Here is a 16,537-nt window from a genome sequence, read left to right as displayed (position 1 = left end):
GCAGGCATGGCTCATCCGGGCAAGGATGACATGCAGCATGGTTGCGACCGGTGTTGTCATCCAGGTGTTGTGCCGGTACGGGGGAGTGAGCGCCCCATGCTTTATCCCGTTCGGGGTTTGTCAATCTCAGGGAACCGTTATGATTCGTTTTGACAAGGTCAGCAAGGTCTACAGTGGCGGTCATCAAGCGCTGCAAAAGGTCAGTTTTCACCTGCGCAAGGGGGAGATGGCCTTCCTGACCGGCCATTCGGGGGCGGGCAAGAGTACCCTCCTCAAGCTCATCAGCGTGATGGAACGACCGACCGACGGCCGCGTCTTCTTCCACGGCGATGACGTCAGCCACATCCAGCGCAGTCAGATCCCCTACGTGCGCCGCCAGATCGGCATGATCTTCCAGGATCACCGCCTGTTGATGGATCGTACCGTGTTCGACAACGTCGCCCTGCCCCTGGTGATCGATGGCTACAGCCATGGGGACATCAACAAGCGGGTGGCGGCGGCGCTGGACAAGGTCGGGCTGCTCGGCAAGGAGCGCTACCAGCCGCGCATGCTCTCCGGTGGTGAGCAGCAACGGGTCGGCATCGCCCGCGCCATCGTCAACAAACCCCCCCTGCTGCTGGCGGACGAGCCGACCGGCAACCTGGATCCCCAGCTTTCCATGGACATCATGCGCCTGTTCGAGGAGTTCAACCGCTTCGGCGTCTCCGTGCTGATTGCCACTCACGATCTGGGGCTGATCGCCCGGATGCGCTACCGCACCCTGACCCTCAAGGCGGGTCGCATGTATTCGTCCGGGGAGGATCGCTGATGGCTATTGTTCGTCATAAACAGCCGCCGTTGCGTCGCTTGATGATGTATGGCGTGGATCATGTGCGTCAGGCCTTTGCCAGCCTGGGTGAGCTGTGGCGCAACCCGCTCGCCTCCCTGATGACCTTGGCAGTGCTTGGCGTGAGTCTGGCGCTGCCTTCCTGTTTCCACGTATTGCTGAAGAATGCCGAAGTGGTAGAGGGGAGCTGGCAGACCAGCTCCCAGATCTCCCTCTATCTGCGCAAGGATCTGCCGGAGCAGAGCATCCTGGACATGAAGCAGCGGATCCTGCTCTATCCGGAAGTGGAGTCCGTCACTTATATGAACCGTGACGAGGCGCTCAGGGAATTTCGGGAGATCTCCGGTTTCGGTGATGCCCTGGATTATCTGGACAGCAACCCGCTGCCGCCGGTGCTGAGCGTGATCCCGGATCCGCGCTGGCAGAATCCCGAAGGGGCCGCCGAGCTGCTCGCCAAGCTGGAGAACGAGCCCGGTATCGAGCAGGGCAAGCTGGATCTGCAGTGGTTGACCCGGTTGCAGGGGATCATGAACCTGCTGCGCCACACCATTACAGGTATCGCGGTGTTGCTGCTCTCCGCTGTGTTGCTGATCGTGGGCAACACCCTGCGCCTGAACATCCTGAACCAGCGTTCCGAGATTGAAGTGCTCAAGCTGGTGGGCGCGACCGATGCCTTCATCCACCGTCCCTTCCTCTATACGGGCATCTGGTTCGGGGTCATCGGCGGCATGCTGGCCTGGTGGCTGACCGAGGTGATGGTGATCTGGAGCGAGGGGGTGGTGAAGGAGCTGGCGGGGCTCTACAACAGCAACTTCCGTCTGGTGGGGATGGGGGCGTTCGACGGCTTCAATCTCATACTGCTGGGCGCCCTGCTGGGGTTGATCGCCTCCTGGTTCTCGGTGCACAGGCACATTCGCGACATAGAACCGTCCTGATTAATTTGTCAGCATTTTAAAGCGCTGGATTTTGCGAACTGGATCAAGTAAAAGAGTGGCCCGTTTCTGGCACGGGCCACTTTCTCAGAGTAATCTGAATGGTGTCTGCGCCGAGGATCATATTTGGATCCTCTGAACCTTTTGATTTATCAATGGTCTATTGACTGCAGCAGAATGAATACGGGTATGGCCCCTATGCCTTGCTCGTCTGACTTGGCAAGCATGTGAAGGTTGCGAGCTCCGCAACAATGGACTTAGCATGCTACTTTTCAGGGGTCCTTTACTGTGACCCCTTTTTTTTGACTGTTCATTTATGATTCATGCCGTCAGCCTAAGATAGGCCGGGTTCATGCTGGGGTGATGTATGATGCAGCACGCAGAATGATACCTGGTCGGTAGACACGTCTTCTCAGGGTGTTAGACTGATTCGATTGAAAAGTAAGAGGTAGAACATGGGAACTTCATTGCAACGCACTATGGCTCTGATTCCGCAAGGTAGTCTGGAAGGCTATATCCAGGCCGTCAACTCGATCCCTGTGCTGAGCGCAGAGGAAGAGCGCGAACTGGCGATGCGTCTGCAGCAGGATGGTGATCTCGAAGCTGCACGCCAGCTCGTTATGTCGCACCTGCGTTTTGTCGTTCACGTGGCCAAGAGCTACTCCGGCTATGGCCTGCCTCAGGCCGATCTGGTGCAGGAAGGCAACATCGGCCTGATGAAAGCCGTCAAACGCTTCGACCCGAGCGTGGGTGTGCGTCTGGTCTCCTTCGCCGTGCACTGGATCAAGGCCGAAATCCACGAATATGTGTTGCGCAACTGGCGCATGGTCAAGGTGGCGACCACCAAGGCCCAGCGCAAGCTGTTCTTCAACCTGCGCAAGTCCAAGAAGCGTCTGGGCTGGCTGAACCACGAAGAGGTGCAGGCCGTGGCTGCCGACCTCGGGGTATCCGCTGCCGACGTCACCGAGATGGAAGCGCGCATGAGCAATTACGATCAGGCTTTCGATCTGGTCGGTGACGATGAAGACGAGGGTGGCTTCGCGCCGGTGCACTATCTGGAAGACAAATCTTCCGATCTCGCCGCGAACATCGAGAACGACAACTGGGACAGCCATGCCACCCGTCGTCTGAGTGCGGCCATGGCGACCCTGGACGAGCGCAGCCAGCACATCATCCGTGCCCGCTGGCTCGATGACGAGAGCAAGACCACCCTGCAGGAGCTGGCCGATACTTACGGCGTCTCCGCCGAGCGGGTGCGCCAGCTTGAGAAAAACGCGCTCAAAAAACTGAAAGATGCCATGGATGCCTGACGGCCTCCTCCGGTAAGAAGCAGGGCCTGATGGCCCTGTTTTTGTTTTGCGGGGATCTGGTCGGCCTTGCCTTGGTTACCCTTGTGTATGGTATGTTGCCGCCACTGCCACAGTAGGGAGAGCAGAAGTGAAACTGTTGAACGACTTGTTTACCAACAACCGCGAGTGGGCGGAACGGATCAAGGCCGAGGATCCCAATTTCTTCGCTACCCTGTCCGCCCAGCAGGCACCCGAGTACCTCTGGATCGGCTGTTCCGACAGCCGGGTTCCCGCCAACCAGCTGATGGGGCTCTTGCCGGGGGACGTCTTTGTCCACCGCAACGTCGCCAACCTGGTGGTGCACACCGACTTCAACTGCCTCTCGGTGCTGCAATACGCGGTGGAGGTGCTCAAGGTGAAGCACATCATCGTCTGCGGCCACTATGGCTGCGGTGGGGTCAAGGCTGCGATGCAGAACCAGGAGCTGGGTCTCATCGACAACTGGCTGCGCAACATCAAGGACGTCTACTTCAAATACGGCGAACAGCTCGAAGCCATCGAGGATGAGCACGAGCGCTTCGACTACCTGTGCGAGCTGAACGTGGCCGAGCAGGTCGCCAACGTCTGTCACACCACCATCATCCAGAATGCCTGGCGCAAGGGGCAGGAGCTGGCGGTGCACGGCTGGATCTACGGCATCAAGGATGGCCTGCTGCACGATCTCGATCTCTGCATCAGCGGCCCTGACCAGATCCCGGACGTCTATCGCGCCTGGCCGGACATGCGTCCGCCCCATCGTCGCCGCTGAGGACCAGCCGGTGGCTCCTGCGCTCTACCTTCAGATAAAGCAGCACATCCTGGACGGGATCCGCGAACGCCACTATCAGGCGGGCGACCGGATCCCGACCGAGGCCGCCCTGTGCGAGCAGTTTGCCGTGAGCCGCATGACGGTGAACAAGGCGCTGCGTGAACTGGTGGCCGAAGGCTGGCTGGTGCGCACCGCCGGATCCGGCAGTTTCGTGGCCGACAGGCGCACCGAGTCGCCGCTCCTGGCGATTCGCAATATTGCAGACGAGATCGCCGAGCGGGGCAGCGAGTACAGCGCGCGGGTGATCCGGCTGCAACGTCAGGCCGCCGACGAGAAAGTGGCGGTGCGTCTGGGCCTGCGGGTCGGGGCGCCCACCTTTCACAGCCTCATCGTCCATCAGGCCGATGGGGAGCCGCTGCAACTGGAGGAGCGCTTCGTCGATGCCGAGCGACTGCCCGGCTATGGCGAGCAGGATTTCACCCAGCAGACGCCAAACAGCTATCTGATGGAGATCTGCCCCCTCTCCGAGATGGAGCACGTGGTAGAAGCCGTGTTGCCGAGTGCTGGTGAAGCCGGACTGCTGCAAGTGAGGGTCGACACCCCCTGCCTGCTGCTGCACCGGCGAACCTGGTCAGACGGCTTTCTGGTCTCCTATGCCAGATTGTTGTCGCCGGGTTCCCGCTACAAGCTGAGCTCCAAGACGCGTCTCGCATAATTGTATATACATATTAAGCATTTAAAAGCCCACCTCTCGGTGGGCTTTTTTGTGCTTACACTCTAATAAAGCCGCTGTTATCAAGATGTGAACTTGATCCTTTCTTTCTTTTCAGAGATCGGCTATAAATTATTGTATATACATTTAGAGGTCGGTATGAACAAGGAACTGTTGAACTGCGAGCGGGTCTGGCTCAACGTGACACCCGCCACCCTGCGCCCCGATCTGGCGGACTACGGCCTGCTGGAGCCCCATGCCCTTGGCGTGCGGGATGGCAAGATCCACGCTCTGGTCCCCATGCAGGATCTCAAGGGCCCCTATGCCGCCTCCTGGCAGGACATGAAGGGGAAGCTGGTCACCCCCGGTCTTATCGATTGCCACACCCACCTCATCTTCGCCGGCAGCCGCGCCGAAGAGTTCGAGCTGCGCCAGAAGGGGGTCCCCTATGCGGAGATCGCCCGCAAGGGGGGCGGTATCATCAGCACGGTGCGCGCCACCCGGGCAGCCAGCGAGGAGCGGCTCTATGAGCTGGCGTTGCCGCGGATCAAGTCCCTGATCCGGGAAGGGGTCACCACAGTCGAAATCAAGTCCGGCTACGGCCTCACCCTGGAAGACGAGCTCAAGATGTTGCGGGTGGCCCGTCGTCTGGGAGAGACGCAGCCCATCCGGGTCAAGACCACGCTGCTGGCAGCCCATGCGGTGCCGCCGGAGTATCGCGACGATCCCGACTCCTGGGTCGAGACCATCTGCCAGGAGATCATCCCGGCGGCGGCCGAGGCAGGTCTCGCGGATGCGGTGGATGTCTTCTGCGAGCACATCGGCTTCTCCCTTGCCCAGACCGAGCAGGTCTATCTGGCGGCGGATCAGTACAACCTCGCGGTGAAAGGGCACATGGATCAGCTCTCCAACCTGGGGGGCAGCACGCTCGCCGCCCACTTCGGCGCCCTCTCGGTGGATCATCTGGAATATCTGGATCAGGACGGGATCCAGGCGCTGGCTCACCGTGGCGTGGTCGCCACCCTGCTGCCCACCGCTTTCTATTTCCTCAAGGAGACCAAGCTGCCCCCGATCGCTGCCTTGCGCAAGGCGGGGGTACCCATGGCTGTCTCTTCCGACATCAACCCGGGCACGGCTCCCATCGTTTCCCTGCGCATGGCCATGAACATGGCCTGCACCCTGTTTGGCCTGACCCCGGTGGAGGCCATGGCCGGGGTGACCCGCCACGCCGCCAGGGCGCTTGGCGAGCAGGAACGGTTGGGGCAGCTCAAGGTCGGCATGCTGGCGGATTTCCTTGTCTGGAACTGCGGCCATCCGGCCGAGCTCAGCTACCTCATCGGTGTCGATCAGCTGGTGAGCCGTGTGGTCAACGGGGAGGAGACCCTTCATGGATAAGTTCAACGGGATCGACATGTCGGTCTGGCAGGGGCGTCAGGATCCCGAAGACGGCGAGCTGGCCCTGCGCTGGCACGACAGGGTGCAACCCTGGCAGGAGAATCGCGAACCCGGCGTGGTGCTGCTCGGCTTTGCCTGTGACGAAGGGGTGCGCCGCAACAAGGGGCGGGTCGGTGCGGCCGGTGCACCGCTGGCGGTGCGCAAGCTGCTGGCCAACACGGCCTGGCATCTGGGCGCCCCCGTCTATGACGGCGGGGATCTGGCCTGTGAGGACGGCGATCTCGATGCCGCCCACGGGCGCTTGGCCGAGCGGGTCGCGAGTGCGCTGGATCAGGGGCACTTCCCCCTGGTGCTGGGAGGCGGCCACGAGGTGGCGTTTGGCAGCTGGAGCGGCCTGAACCGTCATCTTGGCGGCGAAGGGCGGGTCGGGATCATCAATTTCGACGCCCACTTCGATCTGCGCATGAAACAGGAGCAGGCGAGCTCGGGCACCCCCTTCTTCCAGATTGCCGAGCAGTGCGCTGCCCAGGGCACCCCCTTTCACTATGCCTGTCTCGGAGTGGCCGAAACCGCCAATACCGCGGCGCTCTTTGCCCGCGCCGAGGCGCTGGGAGTCTGGCACGTGCTGGACGAAGCGATGACGCCGACCGAACTGCCAGCCTTGCTAGGCGGGCTGGATGCCTTCATCGCCCGTTGCGACCACCTCTATCTCACCATCGATCTCGACGTGCTGCCGGCGGCGGTGATGCCGGGAGTCAGCGCTCCCGCCGCTCGCGGCGTAGAGCTGGCGGTCATCGAACCGCTTATCGCCCATATCCGGGCCAGCGGCAAGCTCAGGCTCGCCGATCTGGCCGAGTACAACCCGAACCTGGATCAGGACAACCGCAGTGCCCGCGTGGCCGCGCGCCTGGTTCACCAGTTGACCAAGTAGTGGCGCACCGCGCCGCCTGATTGCATCGCTAAACAAGGAGTGTCTATGTCTGTACAACACCAGGATCCCCGCCACGATCCGAGCCGCGTGATCCGTGCTCCCCACGGCACCCAGCTGACCGCCAAGAGCTGGCTCACCGAAGCGCCACTGCGGATGCTGATGAACAACCTGGATCCGGATGTTGCCGAGCATCCCCAGTCCCTGGTGGTGTACGGCGGCATCGGCCGCGCCGCCCGAAACTGGGCCTGCTATGACAAGATCGTCGAGGTACTGACCCGGCTCGAGGACGATCAGACCCTGCTGGTGCAATCCGGCAAGCCGGTCGGGGTGTTCCAGACCCACAAGGATGCGCCGCGGGTGCTCATCGCCAACTCCAACCTGGTGCCCCACTGGGCCAACTGGGAGCATTTCAACGAGCTCGATAAAAAGGGTTTGATGATGTACGGCCAGATGACCGCTGGCTCCTGGATCTACATCGGCACCCAGGGTATCGTGCAGGGCACCTACGAGACCTTCTTCGCGGTGGCCAACCAGCACTTCAATGGCGAGCCCAAAGGCCGCTGGATCCTGACCGGGGGCCTGGGTGGCATGGGCGGTGCCCAGCCCCTTGCCGCCACCATGGCCGGTTTCTCCATGATCGCCGTGGAGTGCGACGAGACCCGTATCGATTTCCGTCTGCGTACCCGCTACGTCGACAAGAAGGCCCACAGCCTGGATGAGGCGCTGGCCATGATCGAGGAGGCCAAACGCAGCGGCACCGCCGTCTCCGTCGGCCTGCTCGGCAACGCCGCCGACGTCTTCGCCGAGCTGGTGGCTCGCGGCATCACGCCGGACGTGGTGACCGACCAGACCTCCGCCCATGACCCGGTACACGGCTACCTGCCCCAGGGCTGGAGCGTGGCCCAATGGCGCGATCTGCAAAAGAGCGCACCGGACGAGGTCAACGTGGCGGCTCGCCGCTCCATGGCCCGTCAGGTCGAAGCCATGCTGACCCTGCAATCCCGCGGCGCCGCCACGCTCGATTACGGCAACAACATCCGCCAGATGGCGCTGGAAGAGGGGGTCAAGAATGCCTTCGACTTCCCGGGCTTCGTGCCGGCCTACATCCGCCCGCTGTTCTGCGAGGGCATTGGCCCGTTCCGCTGGGTGGCGCTCTCCGGCGACCCGGAAGACATCTACAAGACCGATCAGAAAGTGAAAGAGCTGATCCCGGACGATCCCCACCTGCACAACTGGCTCGACATGGCCCGCGAGCGCATCGCCTTCCAGGGCCTGCCGGCGCGGATCTGCTGGGTCGGTGTCAAGGATCGGGTGCGCCTGGGCCTGGCCTTCAACGAGATGGTGAAGAATGGCGAGCTGAAGGCTCCGGTCGTCATCGGCCGTGACCACCTGGACTCCGGCTCGGTGGCGAGCCCGAACCGCGAGACCGAATCCATGATGGATGGTTCCGACGCCGTTTCCGACTGGCCGCTGCTCAACGCCCTGCTCAACACCGCCGGCGGCGCGACCTGGGTCTCTCTGCACCACGGTGGCGGTGTGGGCATGGGCTTCTCCCAGCACTCCGGCGTGGTGATCGTCTGTGACGGCACCGACGATGCCGCCAAGCGGGTCGGCCGCGTGCTGCGCAACGACCCGGCCACCGGGGTGATGCGTCACGCCGACGCCGGCTACGAGATTGCCATCAACTGTGCCCATGAGGCGAAACTGGATCTGCCGATGATCGACGCCACCGGCAAAGGGGTGAAATAATATGTTCGAACTCAATCTGCAACCGGGCAAACTCTGCCTCGCCACCCTGCGCCGTGTCAGCCGCGAGCCGGTACACGTCAGTCTGGATCCGGCTGCCCTGGCGGGGATCCACGCCTCCGCCGCCGTGGTCACCAAGGTGATCGAGCAAAACCGGGTGGTGTACGGCATCAACACCGGCTTTGGCCTGCTGGCCAATACCCGGATCCCGGTGGAGCAGCTGGACGAGCTGCAACGCTCCATCGTGCTCTCTCATGCGGCAGGAATTGGCGAGTACATGGATGACGCCACCGTGCGGTTGATGATGGTGCTCAAGGTCAACTCGCTCGCCCGTGGCTTCTCTGGCATTCGGCTGACGGTGCTCGAGGCCCTGATGACCCTTATCAACGCCGAGGTCTACCCCGTGGTGCCGAAGAAGGGCTCCGTCGGCGCTTCCGGCGATCTGGCGCCCCTGGCCCACATGAGCTGCCTGCTGATCGGTGAAGGCAAGGCCCGTCACAAGGGTGAGCTGATCGACGCCGCCACTGCCCTGAAGATTGCAGGACTGGAGCCCATCGCCCTGGCGCCGAAAGAGGGGCTGGCCCTGCTCAACGGCACTCAGGCGAGCACCGCCTTCGCGCTGGAAGGGCTGTTCCATGCCGAGGATCTCTACGCCGGCGCCATCACCATCGGTGCCATGAGCGTTGAAGCGGCGCTGGGCAGCCGCCGGCCGTTCGATGCCCGCATCCACGAGGTGCGCGGTCAGCGCGGCCAGATTGATGCGGCCGCCTGCTACCGCCACCTGCTGGTGGACGGCAGCGAGATCGGCATGTCCCACCACAACTGCGAGAAGGTGCAGGATCCTTACTCCCTGCGCTGTCAGCCCCAGGTGATGGGTGCCTGCCTGACCCAGATCCGTCAGGCCGCCGAGGTGCTGGTGTGCGAGGCGAACGCGGTCTCCGACAACCCCCTGGTGTTTGCCGAGGATGAGGAGATCATCTCCGGTGGCAACTTCCACGCAGAACCCGTGGCCTTTGCCGCCGACAACCTGGCCCTGGCCATCGCCGAGATCGGGTCGCTGTCCGAGCGGCGCATGGCGCTGCTCATCGACTCGCGCATGTCCGGCCTGCCGGCCTTCCTGGTGAACAACGGCGGCGTGAACTCCGGCTTCATGATCGCCCAGGTCACCTCGGCGGCGCTCGCCTCAGAGAACAAGACCCTGGCCCACCCGGCCTCGGTGGACAGCCTGCCCACCTCGGCCAACCAGGAGGACCACGTCTCCATGGCCACCTTCGCCGGTCGCCGGCTGGCGGACATGGCCGAGAACACCCGCGGCATCCTGGCGGTGGAACTGCTGGCAGCGGCCCAGGGGCTCGACTTCCGCGCTCCCCTGCGCTCCACCGAGCTCATCGAGCTGGCCAAGGGCCGTCTGCGGGAAGAGGTCAGCTTCTATGACAAGGACAGGTACTTTGCACCGGACATCGAGGCGGCCGCCGCCCTGCTGGGCCGTGCCAGCTACAACGACCTGATCCCGGCCGGGACCCTGCCCAGCCTCTGAATTGGAGCTTGAGCAACCATAAAAAAGACCGCCCATGGGGCGGTCTTTTCATTTTCGTCTCCCGCGCTCCGCGTCGGGGCTATCGGAAGCGCGCTGCGCAGAGTGGCAGCAGGCAGGTGGTGGCTGCCTTATCCGTGTTCAAACATCCGGAACAGATAAACCACGAACAGCACTGGGGTGAGTGCTGGCAGCCTTATCCGTGTTCAAACATCAGGAACAGGTAAACGACAAACAGCACAAGATGGGTGGCGCCGTGCAGGGCGTGGGTGCGGCCGCTGCTGAAGGTCACTTTACAGACCATGAGGGTGGTGATGAGCAGCACCATGTCGGCAGGGGAGAGGCCCAGGCGCACTTCCTGCCCCATCAGGGAGCCGATGAAGAGCACGGAGGGTACCGTGAGGGCGATGGTGGCCAGCACGGAGCCGAAGTAGAGATTCATGGCCCGCTGCAACTGGTTGTTGAAGGCCGCCTTGATGGCGCCGACCGCTTCGGGAGCCAGCACGATACAGGCGACGATGAAACCACCCAGCGCCATCGGGGCTTCCATCACGTGTACCCCGTAGTTGATGGGGATGGCCAGGGTCTTGGCCAGCAGGATCACCACCACCAGGTAGGCGAGCAGCAAGAGGGTGTGATAGACGTTGCTCTGCAGCGGGCCGTGGTGATCCTCGAGATCCTCGTGATCGCTGTCGACGAAGAAGTGGCTGTGGCTGCGGGTCTGGATCAGCAGGAAGACACCATAGAGCAGGATGGAGATGATGATCAGCATCCATGACATGGCCTTGGAGAGGCTGCCCAGAGTGCCGCCCTGGGTGAAGTTCGGCAGGACCAGACAGAGCAGTGCCAGGGGAATGATGGCCACCAGATAGGATTTGACCCCGTCCAGATTGAAGTTCTGGGTGTGATAGCGCCAGCCGCCAAACAGCAGGGTGAAGCCCACCAGACCGTTGGTGACCAGCATCACCACCGCGAACATGGTGTCCCGGGCCATGGTGGGATTGGGATCGCCGGTCAGCATGACGGAGGAGATCATCACCACTTCCAGGGAGATGACCGAGAGGGTCAGGATCAGGGTACCGAAGGGTTCCCCGAGCTTGATGGCGAGGGCGTCAGAGTGACGCACGACGGAGAAGATGGCCCAGGTCACGATGGCAAGCAGGGCCAGCGACACCGGCAGGTAGACCGCAAGGGGGGTTGTCTCTGCCAGCAGGCCGCTCCCCAGGGTTTTGAAGAAGAGCAGGGTCAGCAGACCAGCAGGCAGAGCAATCTCTTGTCGGATAAAAGACTTCATAGGCAGTGGTTCTCATCTCGGGGCGGCCTCGGCCGACGGGGTATGGAGCGACTTGGTGCACCCAAGGTGCACAGACCCATGATAAGGGGAGATGCTCCTCATGCGGAGCATCATTTTGTTGCAAAGGGTGAGAGGCGGGGCAGATACCGCCTCAGTGCGGGTCGGAGGGGCTGGTTGTCTCGCCCTCTTGCCATGCCATCAGCCAGATCTTCAGTTTGCTCAGGGGCATGGGCTTGGCATAGACGTAGCCCTGGATCAGGTGGACTCCGTGGCGATGCAGATAATCCACCTGCTCCTGGGTTTCGACCCCTTCGGCGATCATCTCCATGCCCGATTTGAGGCCGAAGGCGATGGTGGCATCCAGCACGCTGCGCTTGAGGTCGTCCGTGCCTATGGTATCCACGAACATCTTGTCGATCTTGATCTGGCGAATGCCGAGCCGTTGCAGGTAGGCAAAGCCGCCATAGCCGGTGCCGAAGTCATCCAGCTTGAAGTGATAGCCCCTCTCCTGCAGAGCTGCGATCTCCGCCATGGCCCCCTGGATGTGCTTGATGGGATCCCGCTCGGTGAGTTCGAAGGTGAGGCGGGCCGGCGAGGGCCAGCCATGGCGCTGCAACTGGGTGCGCAGACGAGGTTGCTCGATATGGCCCGCCACCAGATTGACGCTGACCCACTGGTGCGGGGCCAGGACGGGGAGATCCGCCAGGATGCGCTCCAGCAGTTGATCCGTCATCGGCAGGATCAGCCCCTGCTCCTCCGCATAGGCGATGAAGGTGCCTGGCGACACCAGATCCCGTCCTCGCTGCCAGCGCAGCAAGGCCTCGAATCCCACCACCCTTCGGTTTCTGCTGTCTACTATGGGCTGATAGAAGGGGATAAACTCCCGCCGAGCCAGCCCTCTTTGCAGCAATCCTTTGAGGGATCGCCGGTAGTTTCTAAGGCTCCAGTAGAGGGCCGCCAGCAGCGCCCCCAGCGCCCCGGCCGACCAGAGGCCATCGCGGTGTATCTGTGAGCGGGCGTAGCGTTTCAGTGCCTCGCCAGCCCAGAGGGTCTGCTCCACCTGATGCTGGGGGTCGAAACTGAGCCGCCGCATCGGGTTTGCCTCTTCTCGAATGTGCTTGTTGCCACGGGGGAAAAAGAGCCCGGACTGGGTCGGGTGCTTGTGGTTGAACTCCAGATAGAAACAGTCGTTGCAGGGGGTGCGCAGCAGCTCATGGCTCCAGCTGCTGTCGAGCACCCAATAGGCCAGATTGCCGTTGCGTCTCGCATAGACCAGGGTTTCGCGTTCGGTATCGAACATGGGGGCCGTGCTGGATATATGAAAGTCGGGGGAGGCCGGTATGCCGGCGTCGGCAAGCTGGGGCAGGGCGGGGCCCAGGGTGGAGCAGCCGCTCCCGTTTGCAAGCTGCAGGCCGGCCAGGCGAATATGGCGGTTGTAATACTGGGGTGAGCGCAGCAGCGCCATGTCTGTGGGGCCGCAATCGAAGGCAAAGTGGGCGAGTTGAGCGGGGACATCGTGATCCAGGAGCTGGTTGCGCTCCTGCAGGTAGTCGAGCAGAGCCCTTTCCTTTGTCTGCAACAGGTGGTGAGCCAGCTTGTCGCTCAATAGGGGGGTGAGCAACAGCATCAGCAGCGGGGGCAAACAGAAGAGGCCCAGAGGAATCCATAACGGAGATCGTGCAGACATGGTGGGTCCCCTTCTTCCCTGAAATGAAACAACCCGATTGAGACTCAAGCATCATAGCATTAGCTGCATCGATTTGAGCCAAGTTGGTCACACTTGGAACAAAAACGATAATTAATTGATAAATAAAGGATATGGCTACACACCCGAACAAGATTCAATCGCTGACCTGTCATAAATGACAATTGTCCAGCTTATCTGAAGTGGCTAAAGTAGCGGTGCGGTTTGACTCACCGTGTGTTCAATACTCCTGTATCTATTTTTGTCAGTAGCACAGAGTGTTAGTTTTGATATGAGTGTTTCTTTTGGTCCCCGTTGTGGGACCATTTTTCTGTCCGCTCCTCAGCCTGTGTCCCCTAGCTCTCTCCCTTGATGCCTCTCTCTTTTGCGACCTGCACTACGGCGCCGCATGACGCATCCTCCCGCTTATTTGCAGAAGCGGGATCTTCACCCATAGGCGGCGTTTGGTCTGGGCTGATACCATGATGCCCTATGGATGCTGTCGGCTACGGAAAGGCACATGAAACTGACCACTCAACTCGTCTCTCTTATTACGCTGTGCGTGATCTCGGCCATGGCCATGGTGATGCTCGGCGGGGTCTTCAGTTTCCGCCAGATGGGAATGGAGCTGCAGCAGAACCGGGTCGACTCCCTGGTAGAGATCATCGACAAGCAACTGGGGGTGACCGATGACCAGCAAGCCCTTGCCCGCTGGCTGCCCTCCCTGTTGCGGGCCTCCCATGTGGTGGAGCTGGAGATCCGTCAGGACAAGCAGCGGGTCTACTGGTTTCGCGATGTGCAGCAGCAGACGGACGAGAGCCTGCTGATCGCCTACAGCGAGGCGATCCCCAATCAGGCCGGGATGCGGGCCGACTTCAAACTGGACAGGCCGTTCAAGGAGTTCGAGTACTCCATGAAGGCGATGTTCGGCATCTCTCTGGGTATCTTCATCGTGGTGTTCGGGCTCTGGTACTCCATCCGCTGGCTGCGTCAGCAGTTGCGCGGTGCCGAGCTGCTGGCGGAGCGTGCCCAGCTGATCCTGGATGGCAAGCTGACCAAGCTGGCCCATGATCCTGCCGAAGAGTGGCCTGTCTCGGCCAGTCAGGCCCTCACCCATCTGCTGACCGAGCTGGCCGACGCCCGCAAGGAGCGTAGCCGCTTCGACAACTTCATCCGCAGCAACGCCTTCGTCGACAAGACGACGGGCATCGGCAACCGCCTCTTCTTCGACAACCGGCTGGAGAGCGCCATCATGGAGGCAAGCGTGATCAGCGGCGGTGTGCTGCTGATCGAGTTGGCCGGTCTGGAGGAGCTGGATCCCGAGCTGAGCGGGCGCCCGAGCCAGGAACTCCTGATGGAGGCGAGCGCCACCATCGCCGCCTTCGTGCGCAAGCACAGCGGAGCCCTGCAGGCGCGCTATGCCGGTCAGGTCTTTGCCGTGCTGCTGCCGAACATGTCAGAGAGCGAGATGGTGGACGGTGCCAGCCAGTTGCTCAAGAGTCTGCAGCGGCTGCACTGGCCCGAAGCGGTCAATGCCGACACCGCCGTCTATCTCGGTGCGGTCTGCTATCAAGCACAGGATTCCCTGCTCAAGGTGCAGGAAGAGGCGGAGCTGGCGCTCAAGAGCGCGCGCCTGCAAGGACACAGCGGCTGGTTCCTGTTCGAGAAATCCCTCAACGAGGAGGCGAGCAGCAAGGGAACGGTGCGCTGGCGCACCCTGATCAGCCGTCGCATCGAGGAGCAGGGCATCGACTTCTACGTCCAGCCTGTGCAGCAGGAGCGGGATCAGGTGGTGTTGCAGCAGGAGCTGCTCATCCGCCTTCACGACGAGCAGGGCCGGGAGCTGCAGGCGGGGGTCTTCATGCCCATGGCGGAGAAGGCCGGTCTGCTGCTGCCGCTGGACAGGCTGGTGGTGGCCCGAGCCTTGCGACTGCTGCGCCAGCGACCGGCATCGAGCTGCCCCATCAGCCTCTCTCTGTGCGCCCAGAACCTGCTCACCCGCGAGTTCCAGCGCGAGCTCTTCTTCGAGCTGTTCCAGTTGCCGCGCAGTACCAACGAGGGGTTGATCCTGCAGTTGTCGGAGTCTCAGGTGACCCGCCACTACGAAGCCCTCAAGCGGCCGCTTCGGGCGATGCGCATGCTGGGGTGCAGGCTTGCCATCGATCATGCGGGCCAGGACGTGGTGAGCACCCAGTACATCAAGGAGTTCGAGATCCACTTCCTCAAGCTGCACCCCAGCCTGGTGCGGGAGATCCACCTGCGCCAGGTCAACCAGATGGCGGTACGCAGTCTGGTGGGGGGCTGTGCCAATACCCAGGCCCGGGTCATCGCGGTGGGGGTAGAGAGTGGCGACGAGTGGAAGATGCTGCGACACCTGGGCGTGCATGCCGGTCAAGGTCCCTGGTTTGCCGACCCCGAGCCCCTCAACCTGCTTGACTAGCGCCCCGGCCGGGGTGACAGGCGGCCCTGCTCCTCCAGGCCCGCCAGCCCCTGCAAGCCACCTGTGTGGATGAAGATGATCTTGCTGCCGCGCGCAATGCGGCCTGCCGCCAGTTCGCGAAACAGCCCCCACATCGCCTTGCCACTGTAGATGGGTTCCAGCGGCAAGCCGGTTTCGGCACTGAATGCCTGCACCCATTGCCAGAGTGCCGGACTGAACCTGGCATAGCCGCCATCGTGGTGATCCAGCGCAATGCGCCAGCCCGGAGTAGTGGCCGCTGCCGGATGCAACCGGCATACCTCGCCGGTGATGAAGTCGGCCCCCTTGAGCACCGCGATGGCCAGGATCTGCTCCTGCGCCTGCTTGCCCGCGATGAGCCCCGCCAGGGTGCCGCCGCTGGCGCAGGGCAGCACCCAGAGATCCGGCGAGAAGGGCACCTCGTCGACCAGCTCGGCCACCCCGGGGATGGCCAGCGGGCTGCTGCCTCCTTCCGGTACCAGCAGGGTGTCGTCATCCTCGAACCGGGCAAGCCATTCGGGATCCTGGCGCCGGCGATAGTCCTGGCGGTCGACAAAAACGAGATCCATGCCCCAGCCTTTGGCCGCTTTCAGGGTGGGATTGCTGACGGTATCCCCTTCACCGCGTATGATGCCCGTGGTGCGCAGTCCCAGTCTGAGTCCTGCTGCGGCCAGGGCGTGGATGTGATTGGAGTAGGCGCCGCCAAAGGAGAGGATGTGGCCCTTGCCCAGCATCTGTGCCTGTTGCAGATGGTATTTGAGCTTTCGCCACTTGTTGCCGGAGAGGGTCGGGTGGATCAGATCGTCCCGCTTGCACCAGAGCGTGACGTCATGGGCTGCCAGCAGAGGATGCCGGATCCGGTGCAGGGGGGAGGGGAGCTGAAGGGGAGCCATGGGATCGTCTCCCGTGGGTGCCAGCGTGGCCGTCG

The 16,537-nt window shown here is 62.3% G+C and carries 13 protein-coding genes; 10 read left to right on the top strand and 3 right to left on the bottom strand.

What is annotated here, in order from left to right:
• Positions 1 to 139: 139 nt before the first annotated feature.
• From ftsE to hutH, 9 genes are all read left to right on the top strand, one after another.
• The gene (ftsE, locus tag ACVDHI_RS11505) at positions 140 to 808 is read left to right on the top strand and encodes a cell division ATP-binding protein FtsE (RefSeq protein WP_010672603.1); all 669 of its coding nucleotides are present in this window, start codon (positions 140 to 142) and stop codon (positions 806 to 808) included.
• A complete protein-coding gene (gene ftsX / locus ACVDHI_RS11500; RefSeq protein ID WP_029313524.1) occupies positions 808 to 1,761 on the top strand; it encodes a permease-like cell division protein FtsX in 954 nt (317 codons plus the stop codon). The genes ftsE and ftsX overlap by 1 nt, the downstream gene beginning before the upstream one ends.
• Before the next feature lie 452 nt (positions 1,762 to 2,213).
• Complete coding sequence (gene rpoH / locus ACVDHI_RS11495) at positions 2,214 to 3,068, top strand: RNA polymerase sigma factor RpoH (RefSeq protein WP_029313526.1); 855 nt, start codon at positions 2,214 to 2,216, stop codon at positions 3,066 to 3,068.
• Between the two features lie 127 nt (positions 3,069 to 3,195).
• Positions 3,196 to 3,855, top strand: coding sequence for a carbonate dehydratase (gene can / locus ACVDHI_RS11490; protein ID WP_010672606.1), 660 nt, complete (start codon positions 3,196 to 3,198; stop codon positions 3,853 to 3,855).
• 10 nt (positions 3,856 to 3,865) lie between these two features.
• Positions 3,866 to 4,570: a histidine utilization repressor gene (gene hutC, locus ACVDHI_RS11485; RefSeq protein WP_010672607.1), complete on the top strand. Its 705-nt coding sequence runs from the start codon at positions 3,866 to 3,868 to the stop codon at positions 4,568 to 4,570.
• Positions 4,571 to 4,726: 156 nt separating this feature from the next.
• Positions 4,727 to 5,962: an imidazolonepropionase gene (gene hutI, locus ACVDHI_RS11480; protein ID WP_010672608.1), complete on the top strand. Its 1,236-nt coding sequence runs from the start codon at positions 4,727 to 4,729 to the stop codon at positions 5,960 to 5,962.
• On the top strand, positions 5,955 to 6,893 hold the full coding sequence (gene hutG, locus ACVDHI_RS11475; protein WP_213319717.1) for a formimidoylglutamase: 939 nt from the start codon (positions 5,955 to 5,957) through the stop codon (positions 6,891 to 6,893). Before hutI ends, hutG begins: the two co-directional genes overlap by 8 nt.
• Positions 6,894 to 6,938: 45 nt before the next feature.
• Positions 6,939 to 8,642 (top strand): urocanate hydratase, encoded by a 1,704-nt coding sequence (hutU, locus tag ACVDHI_RS11470; protein WP_042015303.1) that lies wholly within the window; start codon positions 6,939 to 6,941, stop codon positions 8,640 to 8,642.
• 1 nt (position 8,643) lies between these two features.
• The gene (gene hutH / locus ACVDHI_RS11465) at positions 8,644 to 10,176 is read left to right on the top strand and encodes a histidine ammonia-lyase (RefSeq protein ID WP_010672611.1); all 1,533 of its coding nucleotides are present in this window, start codon (positions 8,644 to 8,646) and stop codon (positions 10,174 to 10,176) included.
• 193 nt (positions 10,177 to 10,369) lie between these two features.
• Here the strand turns inward: hutH and ACVDHI_RS11460 are convergent, their stop codons facing one another.
• Positions 10,370 to 11,467: a calcium:proton antiporter gene (locus ACVDHI_RS11460; RefSeq protein ID WP_447212108.1), complete on the bottom strand. Its 1,098-nt coding sequence runs from the start codon at positions 11,465 to 11,467 to the stop codon at positions 10,370 to 10,372.
• Between the two features lie 151 nt (positions 11,468 to 11,618).
• Positions 11,619 to 13,154, bottom strand: coding sequence for an EAL domain-containing protein (locus ACVDHI_RS11455; RefSeq protein ID WP_447212107.1), 1,536 nt, complete (start codon positions 13,152 to 13,154; stop codon positions 11,619 to 11,621).
• A 517-nt stretch (positions 13,155 to 13,671) separates the two neighbouring features.
• Between ACVDHI_RS11455 and ACVDHI_RS11450 the strand changes: the two genes are divergently transcribed.
• A complete protein-coding gene (locus tag ACVDHI_RS11450) occupies positions 13,672 to 15,591 on the top strand; it encodes an EAL domain-containing protein (RefSeq protein ID WP_324018479.1) in 1,920 nt (639 codons plus the stop codon).
• Here ACVDHI_RS11450 and ACVDHI_RS11445 read toward each other — a convergent pair.
• Positions 15,588 to 16,502 (bottom strand): 1-aminocyclopropane-1-carboxylate deaminase/D-cysteine desulfhydrase, encoded by a 915-nt coding sequence (locus ACVDHI_RS11445; RefSeq protein ID WP_319882090.1) that lies wholly within the window; start codon positions 16,500 to 16,502, stop codon positions 15,588 to 15,590. The two genes, ACVDHI_RS11450 and ACVDHI_RS11445, sit on opposite strands and share 4 nt — an antisense overlap.
• Positions 16,503 to 16,537: the final 35 nt, after the last annotated feature.

The sequence above is a fragment of the Aeromonas sp. 25-248 genome (assembly GCF_053005425.1).
The sequence above is the reverse complement of the archived record's forward strand: the minus strand, read 5'-3'. Positions and strand labels throughout refer to the sequence as shown.